This is a genomic window from Micromonospora sp. LA-10 (assembly GCF_051853095.1).
Taxonomy (GTDB): Bacteria; Actinomycetota; Actinomycetes; order Mycobacteriales; family Micromonosporaceae; genus Micromonospora; species Micromonospora echinospora_A.
In genome coordinates this window covers 1,376,373-1,395,038 of sequence record NZ_CP195710.1, presented here as the reverse complement: position 1 = coordinate 1,395,038, position 18,666 = coordinate 1,376,373, and the positions used below count along the sequence as shown (strand labels likewise).

At 74.2% G+C, this 18,666-nt stretch carries 21 protein-coding genes; 12 read left to right on the top strand and 9 right to left on the bottom strand.

From position 1 onward, the window contains the following. Positions 1 to 81 precede the first annotated feature (81 nt). Both ACSDG8_RS06550 and ACSDG8_RS06545 read left to right on the top strand, forming a co-directional pair. On the top strand, positions 82 to 663 hold the full coding sequence (locus tag ACSDG8_RS06550; protein WP_210894916.1) for a hypothetical protein: 582 nt from the start codon (positions 82 to 84) through the stop codon (positions 661 to 663). Between the two features lie 290 nt (positions 664 to 953). Beyond that, positions 954 to 1,661, top strand: coding sequence for a class F sortase (locus ACSDG8_RS06545; RefSeq protein WP_374223531.1), 708 nt, complete (start codon positions 954 to 956; stop codon positions 1,659 to 1,661). Positions 1,662 to 1,761: 100 nt separating this feature from the next. Here the strand turns inward: ACSDG8_RS06545 and ACSDG8_RS06540 are convergent, their stop codons facing one another. The 3 genes from ACSDG8_RS06540 to ACSDG8_RS06530 all read right to left on the bottom strand — a co-directional run bounded on the left by ACSDG8_RS06540 (position 1,762) and on the right by ACSDG8_RS06530 (position 3,938). Then, positions 1,762 to 2,076, bottom strand: a complete 315-nt coding sequence (locus ACSDG8_RS06540; RefSeq protein WP_043325067.1) for an antibiotic biosynthesis monooxygenase family protein — start codon at positions 2,074 to 2,076, stop codon at positions 1,762 to 1,764. Between the two features lie 40 nt (positions 2,077 to 2,116). Beyond that, positions 2,117 to 2,914 (bottom strand): exodeoxyribonuclease III, encoded by a 798-nt coding sequence (locus ACSDG8_RS06535; RefSeq protein ID WP_030499821.1) that lies wholly within the window; start codon positions 2,912 to 2,914, stop codon positions 2,117 to 2,119. A 103-nt stretch (positions 2,915 to 3,017) separates the two neighbouring features. After that, positions 3,018 to 3,938 carry a proteasome assembly chaperone family protein gene (locus ACSDG8_RS06530; RefSeq protein ID WP_210894915.1) on the bottom strand — a complete coding sequence of 307 codons (921 nt, stop codon included), beginning with the start codon at positions 3,936 to 3,938 and terminating at the stop codon, positions 3,018 to 3,020. Positions 3,939 to 4,331: 393 nt separating this feature from the next. On the opposite strand from ACSDG8_RS06530, the gene ACSDG8_RS06525 reads away from it, so the two are divergent. The 3 genes from ACSDG8_RS06525 (at position 4,332) to ACSDG8_RS06515 (ending at position 6,200) form a co-directional block, all read left to right on the top strand. After that, positions 4,332 to 5,177 (top strand): peptidase M23, encoded by an 846-nt coding sequence (locus tag ACSDG8_RS06525; protein ID WP_210894914.1) that lies wholly within the window; start codon positions 4,332 to 4,334, stop codon positions 5,175 to 5,177. A 93-nt stretch (positions 5,178 to 5,270) separates the two neighbouring features. Continuing rightward, positions 5,271 to 5,417 carry a hypothetical protein gene (locus tag ACSDG8_RS06520; RefSeq protein WP_166456378.1) on the top strand — a complete coding sequence of 49 codons (147 nt, stop codon included), beginning with the start codon at positions 5,271 to 5,273 and terminating at the stop codon, positions 5,415 to 5,417. Between the two features lie 39 nt (positions 5,418 to 5,456). Further along, positions 5,457 to 6,200 carry an EcsC family protein gene (locus ACSDG8_RS06515; protein ID WP_210894913.1) on the top strand — a complete coding sequence of 248 codons (744 nt, stop codon included), beginning with the start codon at positions 5,457 to 5,459 and terminating at the stop codon, positions 6,198 to 6,200. A 44-nt stretch (positions 6,201 to 6,244) separates the two neighbouring features. On the opposite strand, the gene ACSDG8_RS06510 is transcribed toward ACSDG8_RS06515, so the two are convergent. Both ACSDG8_RS06510 and ACSDG8_RS06505 read right to left on the bottom strand, forming a co-directional pair. Next, complete coding sequence (locus tag ACSDG8_RS06510; protein ID WP_210894912.1) at positions 6,245 to 7,087, bottom strand: GDSL-type esterase/lipase family protein; 843 nt, start codon at positions 7,085 to 7,087, stop codon at positions 6,245 to 6,247. 100 nt (positions 7,088 to 7,187) lie between these two features. Then, complete coding sequence (locus tag ACSDG8_RS06505; RefSeq protein WP_210894911.1) at positions 7,188 to 7,781, bottom strand: antibiotic biosynthesis monooxygenase; 594 nt, start codon at positions 7,779 to 7,781, stop codon at positions 7,188 to 7,190. 175 nt (positions 7,782 to 7,956) lie between these two features. On the opposite strand from ACSDG8_RS06505, the gene ACSDG8_RS06500 reads away from it, so the two are divergent. The 5 genes from ACSDG8_RS06500 (at position 7,957) to ACSDG8_RS06480 (ending at position 12,571) form a co-directional block, all read left to right on the top strand. Next, positions 7,957 to 8,220 (top strand): DUF6343 family protein, encoded by a 264-nt coding sequence (locus ACSDG8_RS06500; protein WP_043325060.1) that lies wholly within the window; start codon positions 7,957 to 7,959, stop codon positions 8,218 to 8,220. A 12-nt stretch (positions 8,221 to 8,232) separates the two neighbouring features. Next, on the top strand, positions 8,233 to 9,645 hold the full coding sequence (locus ACSDG8_RS06495; RefSeq protein ID WP_210894910.1) for an NADP-dependent succinic semialdehyde dehydrogenase: 1,413 nt from the start codon (positions 8,233 to 8,235) through the stop codon (positions 9,643 to 9,645). Between the two features lie 88 nt (positions 9,646 to 9,733). Continuing rightward, positions 9,734 to 10,699: a TIGR03885 family FMN-dependent LLM class oxidoreductase gene (locus ACSDG8_RS06490; protein ID WP_210894909.1), complete on the top strand. Its 966-nt coding sequence runs from the start codon at positions 9,734 to 9,736 to the stop codon at positions 10,697 to 10,699. Between the two features lie 37 nt (positions 10,700 to 10,736). Beyond that, positions 10,737 to 12,317, top strand: a complete 1,581-nt coding sequence (locus ACSDG8_RS06485) for a Na+/H+ antiporter (protein WP_210894908.1) — start codon at positions 10,737 to 10,739, stop codon at positions 12,315 to 12,317. Then, positions 12,314 to 12,571, top strand: a complete 258-nt coding sequence (locus tag ACSDG8_RS06480) for a UBP-type zinc finger domain-containing protein (RefSeq protein ID WP_210894907.1) — start codon at positions 12,314 to 12,316, stop codon at positions 12,569 to 12,571. The genes ACSDG8_RS06485 and ACSDG8_RS06480 overlap by 4 nt, the downstream gene beginning before the upstream one ends. A gap of 1 nt (position 12,572) precedes the next feature. Here the strand turns inward: ACSDG8_RS06480 and ACSDG8_RS06475 are convergent, their stop codons facing one another. Continuing rightward, positions 12,573 to 13,106 carry a GNAT family N-acetyltransferase gene (locus tag ACSDG8_RS06475; RefSeq protein WP_210894906.1) on the bottom strand — a complete coding sequence of 178 codons (534 nt, stop codon included), beginning with the start codon at positions 13,104 to 13,106 and terminating at the stop codon, positions 12,573 to 12,575. A 23-nt stretch (positions 13,107 to 13,129) separates the two neighbouring features. Then, positions 13,130 to 14,398 (bottom strand): MFS transporter, encoded by a 1,269-nt coding sequence (locus ACSDG8_RS06470; protein ID WP_210894905.1) that lies wholly within the window; start codon positions 14,396 to 14,398, stop codon positions 13,130 to 13,132. A gap of 160 nt (positions 14,399 to 14,558) precedes the next feature. On the opposite strand from ACSDG8_RS06470, the gene ACSDG8_RS06465 reads away from it, so the two are divergent. Both ACSDG8_RS06465 and ACSDG8_RS06460 read left to right on the top strand, forming a co-directional pair. Then, positions 14,559 to 15,083 carry a GNAT family N-acetyltransferase gene (locus tag ACSDG8_RS06465; RefSeq protein ID WP_374223529.1) on the top strand — a complete coding sequence of 175 codons (525 nt, stop codon included), beginning with the start codon at positions 14,559 to 14,561 and terminating at the stop codon, positions 15,081 to 15,083. A 76-nt stretch (positions 15,084 to 15,159) separates the two neighbouring features. Then, a complete protein-coding gene (locus ACSDG8_RS06460; protein WP_210894903.1) occupies positions 15,160 to 15,681 on the top strand; it encodes a DinB family protein in 522 nt (173 codons plus the stop codon). Between the two features lie 12 nt (positions 15,682 to 15,693). Here ACSDG8_RS06460 and ACSDG8_RS06455 read toward each other — a convergent pair whose 3' ends face one another. Together ACSDG8_RS06455 and ACSDG8_RS06450 are read right to left on the bottom strand one after the other, a co-directional pair. Continuing rightward, positions 15,694 to 16,014, bottom strand: coding sequence for a DMT family transporter (locus ACSDG8_RS06455; RefSeq protein ID WP_069089914.1), 321 nt, complete (start codon positions 16,012 to 16,014; stop codon positions 15,694 to 15,696). A gap of 44 nt (positions 16,015 to 16,058) precedes the next feature. Beyond that, positions 16,059 to 18,665: a glycoside hydrolase family 9 protein gene (locus tag ACSDG8_RS06450; RefSeq protein ID WP_210894902.1), complete on the bottom strand. Its 2,607-nt coding sequence runs from the start codon at positions 18,663 to 18,665 to the stop codon at positions 16,059 to 16,061. Between the last annotated feature and the right edge of the window lies 1 nt (position 18,666).

Sequence of the window (18,666 nt, the reverse complement as noted above, 5' to 3'; positions counted from 1 at the left end):
CGACCCGAGCCTACGCGACCCGGATCGGATGTGATGTGCGGCCGGGGGTGAGAGGATTCATCCCGTACGCCGGGAGGGGTCATGGGGTCGTTCAGGGTACGTGAGGCGCTGCTGGTCGCGGTCGCCGCGTGCGCCGCCCCGCTGGTCGGCGCGCTGCCCGCCCAGGCCGCGCCGCGCGCCGCCGAGCCGGTGCCGGAACAGCCCCCGCCCGACGTGATCTTCGTGGAGGTCACCCCGGGCACCGTGTCGCCCGGCTACCTGGTCGGCATCCGCGCGAGCTGCCGGAACAACACCGTGCCGGCGATCGCCACCTCGGACGCGTTCGGCAAGATCCAGGTGCAGCCGCAGCGCGGCCTGCTCACCGCCTCGCCGATGGTGCACGAGCGCACCCGGCCCGGTAACTACCGGGTCAAGCTGGAGTGCCCCGGCGGGGAGACCGCCTCCACCATGCTCCAGGTGGTCAAGCAGGGGCAGCCCACCCGGCAGCCGACCCACCCGCCCAGCCATCTGCCCAGCCGTGGCCCGGCGACCGGTTTCGGCGGCACCGCGGGTCCCGGCCTCGGTGGCCTGCTGGTGCCGGTCGGACTGGCGGTGACCATGGTCGGCGCCGGGCTCGGTGTGGCCGCGTCCCGCCGCCACGCCCGCGGCGCCGCCGGACGCTGAGGTCCGCCATGGCCGAGCACTTCGTCCCGCCGCCTGCCGGGTCCCGGCGTTCCGGCTGGCCGTTCCTGGCCCTGCCGCCGCCGGCCGCGCCGCCCACCGCAGAGGGCCGCCCGTCCCGGACCGGCCCTCCCGCCGCGCCGTCCACCGATGCGGCCCGGCTGTCCCGGGCTGATCCGGCCGCCGCTTCCCGGACCGGCTCGTCGGCCGTGCCGGTCTCCGGGTCGCGGCCGTGGTTGCCGCCGCCCGCCGCGTCGCGACCGTGGGATCCGCCCTCGGCCGACGCGCGGGCCCTGCGCCCGAGGCCCGCCGGGCCGCCGCCGGTCGAGCCGCCACCGGCGTCGCCGGGCGGGCGGGGCCGGGGACGGGGTTCCTGGACGAAGCCGCTGGCAGTGGTGCTGGTGCTGATCGGTGTGTTCGCCACCGGGGCCGGGCTCGGGCGCACGGCGGGGCCGTTCGACTTCGCCGACGCGTCGACCGAGTCGAGCGGATCGGGCGGTTCGGGCGCGGCGGCGACCACCCCGGCCAGTGCCGCCCCGGCCCGGAAACCGGCCAGCCGACCGGTACGCCTGTCGGTGCCGGCCATCAAGGTCAGCGCCCCGGTCACCCCGGTGGGCCAGGCGAAGGACGGGTCGGTGGACGTGCCGCCGCTGACCGAGCACGACCAGACCGGCTGGTACGACAGGGGAGCGGTGCCCGGCGACCCCGGCAGGGCGATCATCGTGGGTCACGTCGACACCAAGAGCGGACCGGCCGTGTTCTACCGGCTGCGCTCGCTGAAGCCGGGCGCCCGGATCACGGTGACCCGCGCCGACCGCAGCGTGGTGACGTTCAAGGTGGACAGCGTCGAGTACTTCGACAAGGACAACCTGCCCGCCGCGCGGGTCTACGGCGACTCGGGTCCGGCCGAGCTGCGGCTGATCACCTGCGGCGGCGAGTGGGTCGGCGGCCGCACCGGCTACCAGGACAACGTGATCGTCTTCGCGTCCCTGGCTCGCTGACCCCGCCCACCGCCCCCGCCTCGTTGATCATGAGGTTGGCGGCGACAAATCGGACCGCGAACGCCGTCAACTTCATGATCAACGGGGATGGGAGGGTGGGTCAGGGCTTGGCGGGGACCTGCTGGACGACCTCGAACTCCAGCAGGTTCGCGCCGGTGGCGACCGGCTTGCGCGGCTCGCCGCCCTCGGCGTGCGCGGCCCGGGACGGGCCCTGCGCCCACGCCTGGTACGCCTCCTCGCTCTCCCAGCGGGTGTAGACGAAGTAGCGGCTCTCCCCGGCGACCGGGCGCAGCAGCTCGAAGCCGAGGAAACCGGGGGAGTTCTCCACCGCGCCGGCCCGGGCCGCGAACCGCTTCTCCAGCTCCTCGCCGGCGCCGGGCGGGACGTCGATCGCGTTGATCTTCACGACTGCCATGTGTCCACCCTAGCGAGCGCCGCCGCGCGGCAGCGGGCGGTCAGAACGTCTCGACGGCCGGCGTCAGGTCGGCGTCGACCACGACCGGGGCGTGGTCGGAGGGGCCCTTGCCCTTGCGGGCCTCCCGGTCCACGTACGCGGAGCGGACCGCGCGGGCGAACGGCGCGCTCGCGTACACCAGGTCGATCCGCATGCCCTTGTTCTGGTGGAACATCCCGGCCCGGTAGTCCCAGTACGTGAACGGGTGCGGCCCCTTCATCGGCGTCGGCACCACGTCCTCCAGCCCCAGGTCACGCAGCGCGGCCAGGGCGGCCCGTTCGGCCGGGGTGACGTGGGTGGAGGTGACGAACAGCGCGGGGTCCCAGACGTCGGCGTCGGTGGGCGCGACGTTGAAGTCACCGCAGACGGCCACCGGCAGGGGCCCGGCCACCTCCGGTTCCAGAGCGTCGCGCAGCGCCGCGAACCAGGCCAGCTTGTACGCGTAGTGCGGGTCGTCCGGCGTGCGGCCGTTCGGCACGTACACCGACCAGACCCGCAGCCCGTCGCAGGTGGCCGAGATGGCGCGGGCCTCGGGCTCGGGGAAGCCGGGCTCACCCGGGAAACCGACCGCGACGTCGGCGAGCCCGACCCGGGACAGGACGGCGACGCCGTTCCACCGGCCGTCGCTGTGACTGGCCACCTCGTAGCCCAGCTCGCCGACCTCGGCGACCGGGAACGCCCCGTCCGGGCACTTGGTCTCCTGCAGGCACACGACGTCGGGCTTCGTGGTGGCCAGCCAGTCGAGCAGCCGGGGCAGGCGGGCCTTCACCGAGTTGACGTTCCAGGTCGCCAGGCGCATGTGCCCAGCCTGCCGCATCCCCGGCCGCCTTGCCCGCCCGGCCCGCCGGTCAGGTCCGCCCGGTGCCGGGCGGCGCCGCCGAGCGGGTCGAGCAGCGCCGGGCCTAGCGCTCCGGGGTGTCGCCGGGTCGGGTCTGCTCGGCCAGGAAGCGCTCCAGCTCGGCGCCGAGCTCGTCGGCGGTGGGCAGCGGCCCGGTCTCCCCGGCGAGCAGGCTCTTCTCGCCGCGGCCGCGGGCGAACGCGTCGTACTGCTCCTCCAGCGCCTGCACCAGCGTGGCCGCCTCCTCGGTCTGGGCGACCTGGCGGTCGATCTCGACCCGGACCGCTTCGGCGGCGGTGCGCAGGTCCTCGACCGGTAGCAGCAGGCCCGTGCTGCGGGACACGGCCGACAGCAGCGCCTCGGCGGCGGCCGGGTACTCGGTCTGGGCCACGTAGTGCGGCACGTGCGCGGCGAACCCGAGGGCGTCGCGGCCCTGCTCGCCGAGGCGGTACTCCAGGAGGTGACCGACGCTGGCCGGCACCTGCACCTTCTGCAGCCACGGCTCGTGGCCGGCGATCAGCTCCTTGCGGGTGGCGTGCGCGGTGACGCCGCTGGGCCGGGTGTGCGGCACCGCCATCGGGATCGAGTTGAGGCCGACGGTGAGCCGGACGTCGAGGCGGGCGCTGATCCCGGCGACGGCGGCCACGAAACGCTCCCACTGAAGGTCCGGCTCGGGACCGGTGAGCAGCAGGAACGGCGTCTCGTCGTCGTCGCGCAGGACGTGCAGCTCCAGGGCGGGGGCGTCGTAGTCGGCCCAGTGGTCCTCGACGAACGTCATCACCGGGCGACGGGAGCGGTAGTCGAAGATCTGGTCGATGTCGAAGCGGGCGATCGTTCGCGCGTCGAGCGAGGTGAGCAGCTGCTCGCGGGCGAGCCGGGTGGCGTTGCCGGCGTCGACGAAGCCGGTGAGCGCCTGGATCAGCACCGGCTGGCCGAGCTCGGGCAGCTCGTCGGTGAGTTCGTAGAGCTCGTGTGGATCGAGCACCGGTGGGGTCCTCCCTGTCGACGCGTACGGGGGAGCGCCGAACGTGCGGTCTCCCCGGTTCGGCCAACGTACCGGGGGGTGTGGTCCATTCCGTTACGGACACCTCCGATGCCCGGATGGTGATCACGATTCGGCTACGCCCCGGTCCGGCGGCGGACATCCGGATCGTCCGAACGGACGAGTTAGTCGATCATCGGGCGGGACCTGAACATCTGCGAGGTTCGTGCCGGGGGAGTTTCGGCCCATGGCGGGCGGGCGATTTGCCCGGTTCCCGAGGTCCGTGGCCGGCTGGGGTCGGCAGGCGACGAGTGTCCGGCCCGGGTTGCGCAAAGTGTGGCGAGGGCCACCTTTTGGGCATGGCTAGTCCCGGTTTGTGCTGCCTAGCCTCGTCGGATGCGTAGCGACGGCACCCTCGACGACCCGTTCGGCCCCGGCCGCCCGGCTGACCGTTCGGACGATACCCCCTCCACCAGCAGGTCGGCAGTGCTTCGGGGTCTGATCCGGCGTACCCGCTTCTGGGCGCCGATGAACCCCCGGCCCGGCCGCACGAAGCTCGCGGTCGCCACCGGCGCGGCCTGCTGCCTCGGCCTGGTCGGCGTCAGCCAGGCCGGCTTCGGCGCGCCGGAGCGCGCGGCCGCCCCGGCGCCCTCGGCGGAGGTCGCCGAGCGCGCGGAGGCCGACGTCGCCTCCCGGGCGAGCGACCGCCCGAGCGCCGCGCCCTCCACCGCCGCCCCGTCCGCGACGGCGAGCCCGAAGGCGACCGCCAAGCCCAAGCCGAAGCCCACGAAGACCGTCCGGCAGATCGTTCCGGTCGCCGGCCTGGACCGCACCCAGATGAACAACGCCAAGAAGATCGTGCAGGCCGGCAAGGAGATGGGCATGCCGCGCCGGGCCCTGGTCATCGCGGTGGCGACCGCGATGCAGGAGAGCACGCTGCTCAACTACGCCAGCGGCGTGCTGCCCGAGTCGCAGAGCTACCCGCACCAGGCCATCGGCTGGGACCACGACTCGGTAGGGCTGTTCCAGCAGCGGCCGAGCAGCGGCTGGGGCACCGTCGAGCAGCTCATGGACCCCGAGTACGCGACGAAGGCGTTCCTGTCCGCGCTGGAGGAGATCCCCGGCTGGCAGGACCTGCCGCTGTCGGTGGCCGCCCAGGCGGTGCAGATCTCGGCGTTCCCGGACGCGTACGCCCAGCACGAGTGGCGGGCCGGCGAGGTGGTGGCCGAGATCCTGGGCTGACCCGCGAGGGGTGGTTGCCGAAGCGGCGATTCGGGTATCAAGGGCTTGCCGGTCCCAGGTACACATGAAGGGGACCGCGGGACGGAGGACACCATGTCGCTGATGCAACGGATCACCGCCTTCCTGCGGTCGCCGCGAGGCCAGCAGTTGGTCGACCGCGGCCGGCGTGAGATGTCCAAGCCGGAGAACCAGGCCCGGCTGCGGCAGATCGCGACCCGGCTGCAGTCGCGCCGGCGCTGACCCGCGTCACCCCCGCCGCACGAGCCTCCGGAGCCCTTCGTGACCGACCCCGCCCCCGTCGACGGGGAGCCCGACGCCGTTCCCGCCGCCCCCGTTCCGCCGGTGGACGCGCCCGAGGCGCCACCGGCCAAGCTCTGGGACCGGATGCGGGAGGACCCGCAGTACGCGCCGGAGCACCTGGCCCTGGAGGCGGTACGCCGGCTCGGGCCGGAGGCCGCGCAGTGGGTGGCCCGGGAGCGTGCCCTGCGGCCCGACGCGCCGCCCGAGCAGCTGGCCGACCAGGCGGTCCGCAAGTTCGTCAACCACGCCCGGCTCTCCGGCGCGGTCTCCGGCGCCGCCGGGCTGCCCGGCGCGGTGATCGACGTGGGCGTGCTGGCCTGGACCCAGGCCCGGCTGGTGCTGCACGTGGCGGCTGCGTACGGCGCCGACCCGACGCACGTCGACCGGGCCACCGATCTGCTGGTGCTCCAGCGGGTGCACAAGGCCGCCCAGACCGCCCGCCTGGCGCTCGGGGTGGCCGCCGGCCGTGAGCGGGCCGGCGCGTTGTTCGGCTCCGCCGCCGACCGGGCGCTCGGCCGGGTGATGCTCCAGCTCGGCGTCCGGCTGGCCCGGATGGCCGGCGTGCGCGCCGCCAAGCGGATGTTCGCCAAGGTCGTGCCGGGCGCCGCGATCGTGCTCGGCACCTGGGCCAACTCGTCGGCCACGAAGGAGCTGGCCGACCGCACGCGCGCCCTCTACCGGACCGGTGGTCCCCGGCCGCTTCCCGGCCCGCGTCAGCCCTGACCGTCCTTCGCCCCGGGCCGCCCGTCGAGGCGGCCCGGCGTCGGTCAGCTCGCCCAGCCGGAGGCGTTCCAGGCCACCTCGGCCAGCCGGCCCTGCCCGGCCGCGTTCGGGTGGAACCAGTCCAGCGCGTTCACCTGGTCCAGCGTGAAGCGGTGGCGGTGCACCGCGCCGCCGTCCCAGCGGCAGCGTGACCCGTACGCCCGGCAGGCGGCGCGCAGTTGCCCGTCGTACGCCTCGATGCGGTCCTTGACGCGGGCCCGGCGGGCCACCGCGGCGGGCGCGCTCGACGTGGCGTCGGCCAGCAGCGCCGGGCAGACGCCACGCGACCAGGCCCGCACGGCGCGGGGCTCGGTGTGCCCGATCTGCCAGAGCCGGTGCAGGTCCGGGATGCTGACCACCAGCACCCGGGCCTTCGGCCGGCCCTCGCGCAGCACGCCCAGGGCCGCGTCGACCTGTTCCCGGAAGGTCGCGACGGCCGTCATGTCGTCGACGTCGCCCCGGCAGGCGTCGTTCGCCCCGATCAGCACCGTGACCAGGTCGGCCTTGTCGCGTACCGCCGACCGGGCCTGACCGGCCAGCCCGGCCGCGCGGGCCCCGGGAACCGCCCGGTTGTACGCCCGCAGCCCCGGCGTGTCGGCGCGCAGCCGCCGGTAGAGGCTCTCCACCCGCAGTCCGTCCCCGGTCGACCAGGAGTTGCGTTCGCAGCTCACCAGCACCAGGCAGGAGCCGTAGCCGGTGCTCACCGAGTCGCCGAGCGCGACCAGCACCCGGGGCTCGCCGGGGCGGGGCGTGCCGGACGGCCGGGGCGACGCCTCGCCGGAGCCGTCGCAGGCCAGCGCGACGAGCGCCGCCAGGCAGGCCAGCGCGGCGATCCAGCGTCGAGGCATCGGTTCCCCCGTCCGGCGGCGGCAACGGGCGCGTCGACCCTATGCCCCGGCGGGGCCCCGCAAGCGGTTCTGTCGGCTATCAGGCATCGACCACTGTCGTTCACATCGATCGTGTCGGCGCAGGTCGAGCGTGCAGCCACCGGTGCAGCAGGCGGGTGATCCGGGGCAGCACCAGGTACGTCATCAGCGGGGTGAGGACCAGCGTCATCAGCAGCGTCCGACCGGCCAGCGGCACGTCGGCGAGGAACCGGGCGGTCAGCAGCGTGGCGGCCAGGCTCAGCGGGAAGAACGCCAGCCAGATCGTGACCGCCTGCTTCCAGCGCGGCGGCGCGGCCGGCTCCGGCTCGCCGAACGTCTCGACCACGTGGTCCACCGGCGGATCGAACCAGCCCTCGATGCCGGTGCGCCGCTCCACCCGGGTGTGCTCGACGATGCCCTGCGCCGAGCTGAGCCACCAGCGCCGCTGCGGCGAGTCCTCCCAGCCGCGCAGCGTGTCCGCGTCGGCGAAGCGGTACATCACGTGCCACTCGCCGGAACCGGGGGCGCTGCGGACGAAACCGGCGCCGAGGAAGCCCGGGAAGCTCTCCGCGAGCGTCGTACCGGCCCGCATCCACGCCACCACCTCGTCGGTGCGCGCGGGGTCGGCGCGCCGGGACACGGCGACGGTCACGGGTACGGCCTGCGTCGTGGTCATGCCATCCTCTCCACCGGCCCGCGGGATCTCCGCCGGAAACCGGCCCCCGAAGTAACGCACCCGCCCGCCGGCCGCATCCGGCGACCGCCCGCCGGGTGTCCCGGATCACCGGTACGGCCCGGGCCGTCCCGGTAGCGGCCGGTTAGCCCCGCCCGTGCCGGGGTAGGCCCCAGGAATGACCCGATCACAACCCCGGCGCGCCCGTGGCACGGTCGGCCACGCGAACAGCGCCCTGAACCTGCGGCTCGTGCTGGCGACCTTCGGTCTGGTCGTGATGACCGTCTTCGCGGTGCTCGCATTCGCCGCCGGCATTGCCTGGCTGGGCGTGGTCTGCGCGCTTCTCGCCGTCGTGGCGGTGGTCGACCTGGTCGTGATCCAGCGCCGCCGCGCCGCGCGCCGCCGGGAGGAGCCGGGCGTACGGCACTCGCTGTTCGAGTGACAGGAGGACGACATGCCCATCGCCACCACCAATCCCGCCACCGGACAGGTGCTCAAGACGTACGACGCGATGTCGGACGAGCAGATCGACGCCGCCATCGAGCGGGCCGACCTGGCCTTCCGGCAGTTGCGGGACACCACCGTCGCGCAGCGGGCCCGCTGGCTCACCGCCGCCGCCGACCGGCTCGACGCCGAGCGCGACGAGACGGCCCGGCTGATGACCACCGAGATGGGCAAGACGTACGCGGCCGCGAAGGCGGAGGTCACCAAGTGCGCCACCGCCTGCCGCTTCTACGCCGACAACGCGCCACGGATGCTCGCCGACGAGCCGGCCGACGCCGCCGCGGTCAAGGCCAAGCGAGCGTACGTGCGCTACCAGCCGATCGGCCCGGTGCTCGCGGTGATGCCCTGGAACTTCCCGCTGTGGCAGGTGATGCGCTTCGCCGCGCCCGCCCTGATGGCCGGCAACACCGGCCTGCTCAAGCACGCCTCGAACGTGCCGCAGACCGCGCTGTACCTGGAGGACCTGTTCCGCCGGGCCGGGTTCCCCGAGGGCGCGTTCACCACGCTGCTGGTCGGCTCCGACGCGGTCGACCGGATCCTCAGCGACCCGCGCGTACGCGCCGCCACGCTCACCGGCAGCGAACCGGCCGGCCGGTCCATCGCGCAGATCGCCGGCCGGGAGATCAAGAAGACGGTGCTGGAGCTGGGCGGCAGCGACCCGTTCGTGGTGATGCCCTCGGCCGACCTGGACACCGCCGCCGAGGTCGCCACCACCGCCCGCTGCCAGAACAACGGCCAGTCCTGCATCGCCGCGAAGCGGTTCATCGTGCACACCGACGTCTTCGACACGTTCGCCGAGAAGTTCGCCGCCCGGATGGCGGCGCTGCGCGTCGGCGACCCGATGGACGACGGCACCGACGTCGGCCCGCTGGCCAGCGAACGCGGCCGCGACGAAGTGCACGCCCAGGTCACCGACGCGGTGAACCAGGGCGCGACGGTGCTCTGCGGCGGCGAGAAGCCGGCCGGGGACGGCTGGTACTACCCGCCGACGGTGGTCACCGACCTGCGCCCGGAGATGCGCATGTGGAGCGAGGAGGTGTTCGGGCCGGTCGCCGGGCTCTACCGGGTCGGCTCGTACGACGAGGCGATCGAGGTCGCCAACGGCACCAGCTTCGGCCTCGGCTCCAACGCCTGGACCAACGACCCGGCCGAGCAGGAGCGCTTCGCCGTGGACCTGGACGCCGGCAACGTGTTCATCAACGGGATGACCACCTCCTACCCGGAGCTGCCGTTCGGCGGCGTGAAGAACTCCGGGTACGGCCGCGAGCTGTCCGCCGCCGGCATGCGCGAGTTCTGCAACACCAAGACCGTGTGGATCGGCGAGGGCCAGGCCGGCGCGGGCGCGGGCGCGCACTCCGAGTGAGGTGTTAAGCGGGGGCCCTTCCTCTACCTGAGGCGTTAAGAAGGGGCCCCTGCTTACATCCGGACCGGGGTGGGTAGGAGTGGCCACCATGACGGCGTTCGGCTTCCACGCATCCCACGAGCAGATCCATCCGGCCCGGCTGCTGGAGGCGGTGATCCACGCCGAGCGCGCCGGCTTCGACGCGGCCATGTGCTCCGACCACTTCTCGCCGTGGAGCGAGCGGCAGGGCCACTCCGGGTTCGCCTGGTCCTGGCTCGGGTCCGCGCTCCAGGCCACGAACCTGTCCTTCGGCGTGGTGAACGCGCCCGGCCAGCGCTACCACCCGGCGATCATCGCGCAGGCCATCGGCACGCTGGGCGCCATGTACCCGGGACGGTTCTGGGCCGCGCTGGGCAGCGGCGAGGCGGCCAACGAGCACATCACCGGCGAGGTCTGGCCGCGCAAGGACGTCCGCAACGCCCGCCTGCGTGAGTGCGTCGACGTGATCCGGGCGCTGCTGGCCGGCGAGGAGGTCAGCCACGACGGCCTCGTCACGGTGGACCGGGCGAAGCTGTGGACCCGGCCGGAGGAGCCGCCCGCGCTGGTCGGCGCGGCGGTCAGCGTCGCCACCGCGCGGTGGTGCGCCGAGTGGGCGGACGGGCTGATCACCGTCAACGCGCCGGTCGAGCACCTGCGCCGGATGATCGACGCCTACCGGGACGCCGGCGGGCGCGGCCCGCTGCACCTGCAGGTGCACGTCAGCTGGGCGCCCGAGCAGGAACAGGCCGAGGCGATCGCGTACGACCAGTGGCGCAGCAACGTCTTCGCCCCGCCGGTCTGCTGGGACCTGACCACCCCCGAGCACTTCGACGTGGTCAGCGCCGACGTGCCGATGTCCAAGGTCGCCGAGACCGTGAACGTCTCCGCCGACCTGGGCCGGCACATCGGCTGGCTGGAGGAGTACGTGGCGCTGGGCTTCGACCAGATCGCGCTGCACCACGTCGGGCAGGAGCAGCGCGCGTTCATCGACACGTTCGGCGCGGAGGTGCTGCCGAAGCTGCGCTCCGCCGCCTGATCACACATCGGCGTCGCGGCGCTTAGGCTCGACGCTCGTGGATGCTCTGTTCGAGGTAGTGGTCTTCCTGGCCATCGCCACCTTCGGCGCGGCGCTGGCCCGCAAGCTCGGCCTGCTCGCGCCGATCCTGCTGGTGGTGCTCGGTCTCGCGCTGTCCTTCCTGCCGTTCTTCCCGCACGTGCGGCTGGACCCGGACCTGGTGCTGGTGGGCATCCTGCCGCCGCTGCTGTACGTGGCGGCGGTGGAGACGTCGGTGCCGGCGTTCCGCCTCAACCTGCGGCCGATCCTGCTGCTCGCGGTCGGGCTGGTCATCTTCACCGCGTTCGTGGTGGGCACCGTCGTGCACTGGTTCCTGCCCCATCTGCCGTACGCGATCTGCCTGGCCCTCGGCGCGGTGGTGGCGCCGCCGGACGCGGTCGCCGCCACCGCGGTGGCCCGCCGGGTCGGCCTGCCCCGGCGGATCGTCACCATCCTGGAGGGCGAGAGCCTCGTCAACGACGCCACCGCGCTGGTGCTGCTGCGGGTGGCGATCGTCGCGGCGACCGCCACCACCGGCGGCGTCGGGTTCGGCGACGTGGCCCGGGAGGTGGTGGTCGCGGCCGGTGGCGGCATCCTGGTCGGCCTGCTCGGCGTGGTGGTCTTCGGCTACCTGCACAAGCGCGCCACCGACCCGGTGCTGGACAACGCGCTGTCGCTGATCGTGCCGTTCGCCGTGGTCTTCGCCGCCGAGGAGATCCACGCCTCCGGGGTGGTCGCGGTGGTGGTGACCGGCCTCGGCATCGGGCACAAGCTGCCCACGCTCATGTCGGCCGCCTCCCGGCTCCAGGTGACAGCGTTCTGGCGGCTGATCCGGTTCCTCCTGGAAGGGATCGTGTTCCTGCTGGTCGGCCTGCAACTGCCGGAGGTGGTACGCGACCTGGAGGAGCCGTTCGGCTCGCTCGTCGCGATCACCGCAGGGGTGCTTGCCGCCGTCTTCCTGGCCCGGTTCGTCTGGGTGTTCCCGGCCACCTACCTGGCCCGGCTGGTGCCGCGGGTACGCCGGCGTGACCCCGCCCCGCCGGTGCAGTTCCCCGTCGTCATCGGCTGGGCCGGCATGCGCGGCGTGGTGACGCTGGCCGCCGCGCTGGGCCTGCCGCTCACGCTCGCCGACGACGCGCCGTACCCGCGCGCGCTGCTGATCTGGCTGGCCTTCGCGGTGATCGTGGCGACGCTGGTCGGGCAGGGCGCGACGCTGCCCTGGCTGGCCCGGCGGCTGCGGCTGCCCCCGGACGACCCGGTGCAGGACGCGCTGTCCGCCGCCGGGGTGCAGCAACGGGCCAGCCGGGCGGCCCGGGAACGCCTCGACGAGCTGGCCGAGGGCGCGCCGGAGGCCGTCGTGGAACGCCTGCGCGGGCTGGTCACCTCCCGCGCGAACCTGGCCTGGGAACGGCTCGGCGGCACCGAACGGGAAACCCCCTCCCAGGCGTACGCGCGCCTGCGGCAGGAGATGATCGACGCCGAGCGGGAGGTGTTCCGGGCCGCCCGTGACTCCGGCCAGATCCCGGAGGAGGTGCTCACCCGCGCCTATCGTGATCTGGACCTGGAGGAGTCACTGCTGCGACAGGAGGTCGTCGAATGAGTTGCCAGCACCTGGCCGAGGCGGGCACGGCCGAGCCCGGCACCACCACCGAGTGCCCGGACTGCGTGGCCATCGGCAACCCGGACTGGGTGCACCTGCGCGCCTGCCTGACCTGCGGGCACGTGGGCTGCTGCGACTCCTCGCCGTACCAGCACGCCACGAAGCACTTCGAGTCGACCGGCCACCCCGTGATGCGGTCGGTCCAGCCGGGGGAGTCGTGGCGCTGGTGCTTCGTGGACGAGGAGATCGGCTGACTCAGCCGACCCGGCGCTCCAGCACCTGCCCGGTCCACGTCGGGCGGCCCGGCCGCTCCACGGTGAACGGCTCAGTGGCGGTGAACCCGCAGCTCTCGTAGAACCGCACGAGCGCCCGGTCGGGGCTGCGGAAGCAGTCCACCCGCAGCAGGCCGACGCCGCGTTCGCGGGCCAGCTCCGCCGCGTACTCCAGCAGCGCCGCACCGACCCCGCGCCCCGCGTACGCCCGGTCGGTGACCAGCAGGTTCACGTACAGCTCCGGTTCGGTGGCCGGCGGCACGTAGTCCGTCGCCGCGCCCACCACCAGCGCGCCCGCCACCGTCGCGTCGATCTCGGCGAGGTACAGGCCGTTCCCGGCCGCCCACGCGTCGGCCTGGGCGATGCGGCGCGGGTCGATCGACGCCGGCTCGGCGCCCCACTGGTCGGTGCGCCCGCGCTCGGCCAGCCAGGCGGTGGCGCTGTCGAGCAGCCGCAGCAACGTGGGCGCGTCGCCGGGTCCACCCGGGCGGATGGTGAGGGAGGACTGGTCGGTCATCCCGCCATGCTGCTACATCGCGCTCAGCCGGGCACGCCGGCGGGTCGCGACGCCGGCGCCGGCCGGGTGGACAACGCCCGGCGGGTCAGCGCCGGGGCGGTCAGCCCGACGGCGGCGAAGATCCCGCCGAGCACCAGCCAGCCGACCGGACCGCCGCCGAGCACCAGCAGCGTGAGCAGGCCCCGGCCGAGCGCCTGGGCCAGTCCGGCGAGCAGGCCGTCCGCACCCTGGTACGCCCCGATCGCGCCGGGCGGGGCCAGGTCGTAGGCGAGCCCGGCGCCGGCCGCGCCGTGCCACAGGTCGCCCACCGTCCACACCGCAGTGGCGACGAGCAGCAGCACGACCGCCGGGCGCACCGGCAGGACACCGGTCAGGGCGTACAGGGGTGTCGCCGCCGCGAGCACCAGCCCGGCCCGGCGCAGCTTCCGGGCGGCCGGCGCGGCCCGCTCCGCGCCCCGGCTCAGCCGCACCGCCAGCAGCACGGTGAGCACCGTGTTTGCGAGCAGCACCGCCGACACCACAGGCGGTGGCGCGCCGGCCCGGTCCACCGTCCACAGCGGCACGACGAGCACGAGCACCGTCACGTGCGTGCTGAGCACCGCCGACGCGCCGCCCACCGCGAGGAACCAGCCGTCCCGCAGCGGCCCGCCCCGCGGCCGTCGTGTCCGGGTGGTCGTCAGCGGTCCGTGCGCGGCGGCGGCCGGCTGCGCGGCGGCGATCAGCGGCAGGCGCAGCAGCAGCGCCGCCGAGAGCAGGTAGGTGGCCGCGTTGCCGACGACGAGCACCTGGTACGCCCGGTGCGTGTCCACCGCGAGCGCGATCCCGGCCAGCGCGGTGCCGACGCTGATGCCCAGGTTCGCCACCGCGCGCAGCGTGGCGAAGGCGTGCACCCGGCCGTCCGGACCGCCCACCGCGGCCACCAGCGCCGCCCGCACCGCCAGGTTGCCGGCGGCGAGCAGCGCCTCCGGCACGGCCACCGCCAGGAACGCCGGAAACGAGCCGACCAGCAGGTACGCCAGCGCGGCGACCGCCTGCCCCACCTGGAGGACGGCCCGGAGCGTACGCGGGTCCCACCTGTCGGCCAGCGCGCCCAGCGGCACGCTCGCGGTCAGCCCGACCAGCCCGGCCACTGTGAGCCCGGCGCCCACCGAGGTGGCGGAGAGGCCCACGTCCCGGGTCAGATAGAGCGCCCCGCCGGCCAGCCACAGCCCCGCGCCGACGGTGTTGACCAGCGTGGCGTACGCGAGCGTGCGCAGCGGACCCGGCGGCGGGAGCGGCGAGACGCGCCCCATCAGCGGGGTCCGGCGAGGGCCATGCGATCGACGCTAGGGCTGCTCGGGTGTTCCCGGAGCCCCGCGGGGCGACGCCTGTCACATCGCGAGCCGGTCGGAGCGTCGCGCGGTACGGGAAATCCGCTCGCCTGCCGATCACCGCTCTGCCAGGGTCGGCGCCGTGGAGCACAGCAGGATCGCCCAGGCCGATGAGCTGGCCGAGGTGCAACGGATCGAGGTGTCCTCCGGCGCCCCGTTCCGGGAGATCGGCATGGCCCTGGTGGCCGACATGCCGCCGTTGCCGGTGGAGGTGCTGGCCGCCGGGCAGCGCGCCGGCCGGCTGTGGGTGGCGACCGACGCGGCCGACCGCCCGATCGCGTTCGTGCTGGTCGACCTCGTCGACGGTGCGGCGCACGTGCAGCAGCTCAGCGTCGACCCGGCGTACGCCCGGCGTGGCATCGGGCGGCGTCTGCTCGACCGGGTGGCCGAGTGGGCGTCGTCGCAGGGGTTGCCGGCGCTGACGCTGACCACGTTCCGCTCGGTGCCCTGGAACGGGCCCTACTACGCGCGGTGCGGCTTCCGGGAGCTGAGCGGCACGGAGGTGACGCCGGGCCTGGCGGGACTACTGACCGCCGAGGTAGCGCTCGGCCTCGACCCGGCCGAGCGGATCGCGATGCGCCGCGCCGTCCCCCGCGCCCGCACCTGACTCCGACCTCGCCGCGGTGCGTGCCGGGCAGGGTTAACCGGTCGACCGGGGGCGCGGGCCGTGCCACGATCGCGCGATGCCCGCCTCCGTGACCGGCCTGCTGCGCTGGCAGTTCGACCTGACCTGGGCGCTCGCCGAATACCACCTCGACCGGCTGGAGCCGGCGGACTTCCTCTGGGAACCGGCCGCGCTCTGCTGGACCATGCGTCCCGGCCCGGGCGGCGGGTGGCGTCCCGACTGGGCGGACAGCGAGCCGGACCCGGTCCCGGCGCCCACCGTCGCGTGGCTGACCTGGCACATCGGCTGGTGGTGGTCGGTCGCCACGGACCACGTGCGGCAGCGCCCGGCGCGGGAACGCGACGACATCCGCTGGCCCGGGCCGGGCGCGGAGACGGTCGCCTGGCTGCGGGAGCTGCGGACGGAATGGACGGACACGCTCGACGGGCTGACCGCGACCGACCTGGAGCGGCCGTCCGCGTACCCGTGGCCGGCCGACGCGGGGCTCACCGTCGCGCACCTGACCGCGTGGGTCAACGCCGAGCTGATGAAGAACGTGGCCGAGATCGGGCAGCTGCGGCTGCTGCGCGCGGCGGCCTGAGCCGGGCGGCGCTCAGTGGGCGCCGCCGAGGTTGAGCACCACCACACCGGCGATGACCAGCCCCGCGCCGACCACCTTCGCCACGCTCAGCGGCTCACCCAGGAACGCCGCGCCGATCGCCATGATGGCGGCGGTGCCGAGGCCGGACCAGACCGCGTACGCGACCCCGACCGGGATGTCCTTCACGGCGAGCGAGAGCAGCCCGAACGCGGACAGGTACGCCACCGCCAGGCCGAGCGTCGGCCAGAGCCGGGTGAACCCGTCGGTCGCCTTGAGCAGGCTGGTGCCGATCACCTCGGCGGTGATCGCGCCGAGCAGGAAAAGGTACGCCATCGCAGGACCGTACCCGGTCCTGCGATGGCGTCCGGTCAGCTCGGTCAGGAGACCGTGCAGGCCTTTCCGTTCAGGGTGACCAGCCCCGGATCCGGGTTCGGGAACCGGGTGGCGGTGCCGTTGAAGCCGAACGTGGTGGACGCGCCCGGCGCCAGCTTCGCGTTCCAGGGCAGGTTCTTCGCGGTGACCGTGGCGCCGCTCTGGCCGACCTGCGCCGACCACGCCTGGCTCACCTTCTGGTCGCCGAGGAACGCCCACCGCAGGCTCCACCCGTTCACCGCCGACGTGCCGGTGTTGCGCACCGTCACCTGGGTGGTGAAGCCGGACGGCCAGCTCCCGTGGGTGGTGTAGGTGACCGCGCAGGACGGCGCCGGCACCGCGCCGGCGTCACCCTGGTCGGCCAGGAACGACGCGAGCCACGCCAGCGCCGAGTTCCAGTTGATCGCCACCTCGTTCGTCGCGTACGAGTTGATGTCGTCGACGTAGCAGAACATCGGCGCGCACCCGGCGAGCAGGTTCGCCGCGAACGGGTCCTGCAGCGCGGCGTTCGGGCCACCCGCGAGCGAACCGGCCGGCGGGTTCGGCAGGTCCGGGTTCAACTGGTGGGCGAAGATGCGGCTGTGCTGGTTGCGGGCGTGCTGCTCGCCCCAGCCGGTCACGTAGGACATGTTCAGCGCGTTGCGGCCGAACAGGTAGTCGGCGGCCTGCACCGCGCCGTCGCGGTACTTCGCGTCCCGGCTCAGGTCGAACGCGGTGGCCAGCACGATCGCGTTGTTCACCAGGTTGCTGTTGCTGCCCCAGACGTACGCGTCGGCGCTGCCCGGGAACGGCAGCCCGTACGCCTGGCCGGCGATCGTGGCCAGGTAGCTGTCGGCGGCGGCGGTGATGGACTCGCGGATGCGGGTCTTCTCCGCCGCGGGCAGCGTGTTCGGCACGGTGGCCAGGTCCAGGCGACCCAGCGCGGCGACGCTCTGCCAGCCGAACGCGCCGTTCGGGGCGAACACGTCGGCGGTGTGCAGCGGCGAGCCGGTGACGTCGGCCAGGTACGCCTTGTCGCCGGTGGTCAGCCACAGCTCGACAGCGGCCCAGTAGAACTCGTCGCTGACGTTGGAGTCGTCGTACGCGCCGCCGCCGGTGCCGTCGGTGGCCGAGGCGTAGATCGCCGGGTTCGCCTTGGCCGCCGCGTACGCGGTCTTCGCGGCCGTGCCGCAGCGCGCGGCGAAGGCGGCGTCGTACGGGGCGTACAGCCGCTGGCACTGCGCCGCGACGGCGGCCAGGTTCAGCGTGGCGGCGGTGGACGGCGCGTGCAGCTCACGCGGCTGCGGGTCGTCCTGGGGCTGCAGCGGCAGGCCGGTCCAGTTCCGGTCGTGGATCTTGTGGTGGACCATCCCGGCCAGCGGCTTGCCCGCCGGCACCTGCATGCGCAGCAGGAACTCCAGCTCCCAGCGGGCCTCGTCGAGCACGTCCGGCACGTCGTTGCCGCGCTCGGGCAGCCGCAGCGTGGAGTCGCCCAGGGCGGCGCCGCCGTCGGCGGTCTCGGCCGTCTTGGTCCGCTCGAAGGTGCTCAGGAGCTGGTAGGTGGCGATGCCGCCGTTGACGACGTACTTGCCGTGGTCGCCCGCGTCGTACCAGCCGCCGCGCACGTCCAGCGAGTAGTCGCAGACGCCGGCCTGGCACGGCACGTCGGTGTCGCCCTGGTTCGGCGCGACGCCGAGGTGGCCCGCCGGACGGGCGTACTCCTCGCCGATCAGGTCGCCGTCGATCTCGATGCCGCTGCGCTGGGCGTAGAAGAACTGCAGCGAGTCGGCGCGCAGCCGGTCGTAGAGCGCGCCGGAGATGTCGAACGGGTGGCTGGTCTCGCCGTCGACGGTCAGCGTGTAGCCGGTGCCCGGCGTGCGGTACGCGGAGAAGTCGACGGTCTGCACGTTCTGCGCCGAGGCGGCGTCGGTGCCACGCGGCGTGGTCTGCCCGCTGGCGACCACCGCGCCGCTGCCCGACTTCAGCTGCCACGGCAGCGCTTCGGTGGCCTCGGTGACCACGGTGGCGTGCTTCGGCCCGCCCGGCAGGTAGCCGACCTGGTTGACCCGGACCCGGGGCCCGGTGTCCGGCTCGTACGGCGGCGCCGGCTCCCCGCCGCGCAGCGACACGTTGTCCAGGCAGAACGTCTGCGCCTCGGCGCTGCCGCCGACCTGGAAGATCAGCTGGGCGGTGGGGTTGTCGGCCGGGGAGGTGAACGTGGTGGTGACGTGCTTCGCGGTGCCGGTGGCGGTCGCGTCGACGCTGGCGTACGTGGTGTAGGGGGCGCTGCCGAGCTGGAGCACCGCCTTGACGGCCGCGCCGGGGGTGGCGGAGACGTCGAAGGACAGCTCGTACTCGGCGCCCTGCGTCAGCGGCACCGCGTCCTGGCCGATGCCGGCGTCCCAGGGGTTGGCGGTGCCGGCCGCGACGGTGGTGCAGAGCCGGCCGTCGACGACCGCGAGGTCGCCCGTGCCGTAGGAGAACCAGGGGGAGACACCGGCGCTGAAGTCGCCGTTTCGGAGTTGTTCGGGGGCGTCCGGCGGCACCTCGGCAAGGGCCGGGCCGGCGGAGAGGCCGGTGAGCGCCAGCGTGGTTGCCGCGAGCGCGGCGAGCCGACGACGGGATCGGGTCACG

Coding starts and splice junctions, on each gene's coding strand:
- ACSDG8_RS06550 (WP_210894916.1), top strand. CDS start 82: ATGGGGTCGTTCAGGGTACGTGAGGCGCTGCTGGTCGCGGTCGCCGCG.
- ACSDG8_RS06540 (WP_043325067.1), bottom strand. CDS start 2,076: ATGGCAGTCGTGAAGATCAACGCGATCGACGTCCCGCCCGGCGCCGGC.
- ACSDG8_RS06535 (WP_030499821.1), bottom strand. CDS start 2,914: ATGCGCCTGGCGACCTGGAACGTCAACTCGGTGAAGGCCCGCCTGCCC.
- ACSDG8_RS06525 (WP_210894914.1), top strand. CDS start 4,332: ATGCGTAGCGACGGCACCCTCGACGACCCGTTCGGCCCCGGCCGCCCG.
- ACSDG8_RS06520 (WP_166456378.1), top strand. CDS start 5,271: ATGTCGCTGATGCAACGGATCACCGCCTTCCTGCGGTCGCCGCGAGGC.
- ACSDG8_RS06510 (WP_210894912.1), bottom strand. CDS start 7,087: ATGCCTCGACGCTGGATCGCCGCGCTGGCCTGCCTGGCGGCGCTCGTC.
- ACSDG8_RS06505 (WP_210894911.1), bottom strand. CDS start 7,781: ATGACCACGACGCAGGCCGTACCCGTGACCGTCGCCGTGTCCCGGCGC.
- ACSDG8_RS06500 (WP_043325060.1), top strand. CDS start 7,957: ATGACCCGATCACAACCCCGGCGCGCCCGTGGCACGGTCGGCCACGCG.
- ACSDG8_RS06495 (WP_210894910.1), top strand. CDS start 8,233: ATGCCCATCGCCACCACCAATCCCGCCACCGGACAGGTGCTCAAGACG.
- ACSDG8_RS06490 (WP_210894909.1), top strand. CDS start 9,734: ATGACGGCGTTCGGCTTCCACGCATCCCACGAGCAGATCCATCCGGCC.
- ACSDG8_RS06480 (WP_210894907.1), top strand. CDS start 12,314: ATGAGTTGCCAGCACCTGGCCGAGGCGGGCACGGCCGAGCCCGGCACC.
- ACSDG8_RS06475 (WP_210894906.1), bottom strand. CDS start 13,106: ATGACCGACCAGTCCTCCCTCACCATCCGCCCGGGTGGACCCGGCGAC.
- ACSDG8_RS06470 (WP_210894905.1), bottom strand. CDS start 14,398: ATGGGGCGCGTCTCGCCGCTCCCGCCGCCGGGTCCGCTGCGCACGCTC.
- ACSDG8_RS06460 (WP_210894903.1), top strand. CDS start 15,160: ATGCCCGCCTCCGTGACCGGCCTGCTGCGCTGGCAGTTCGACCTGACC.
- ACSDG8_RS06455 (WP_069089914.1), bottom strand. CDS start 16,014: ATGGCGTACCTTTTCCTGCTCGGCGCGATCACCGCCGAGGTGATCGGC.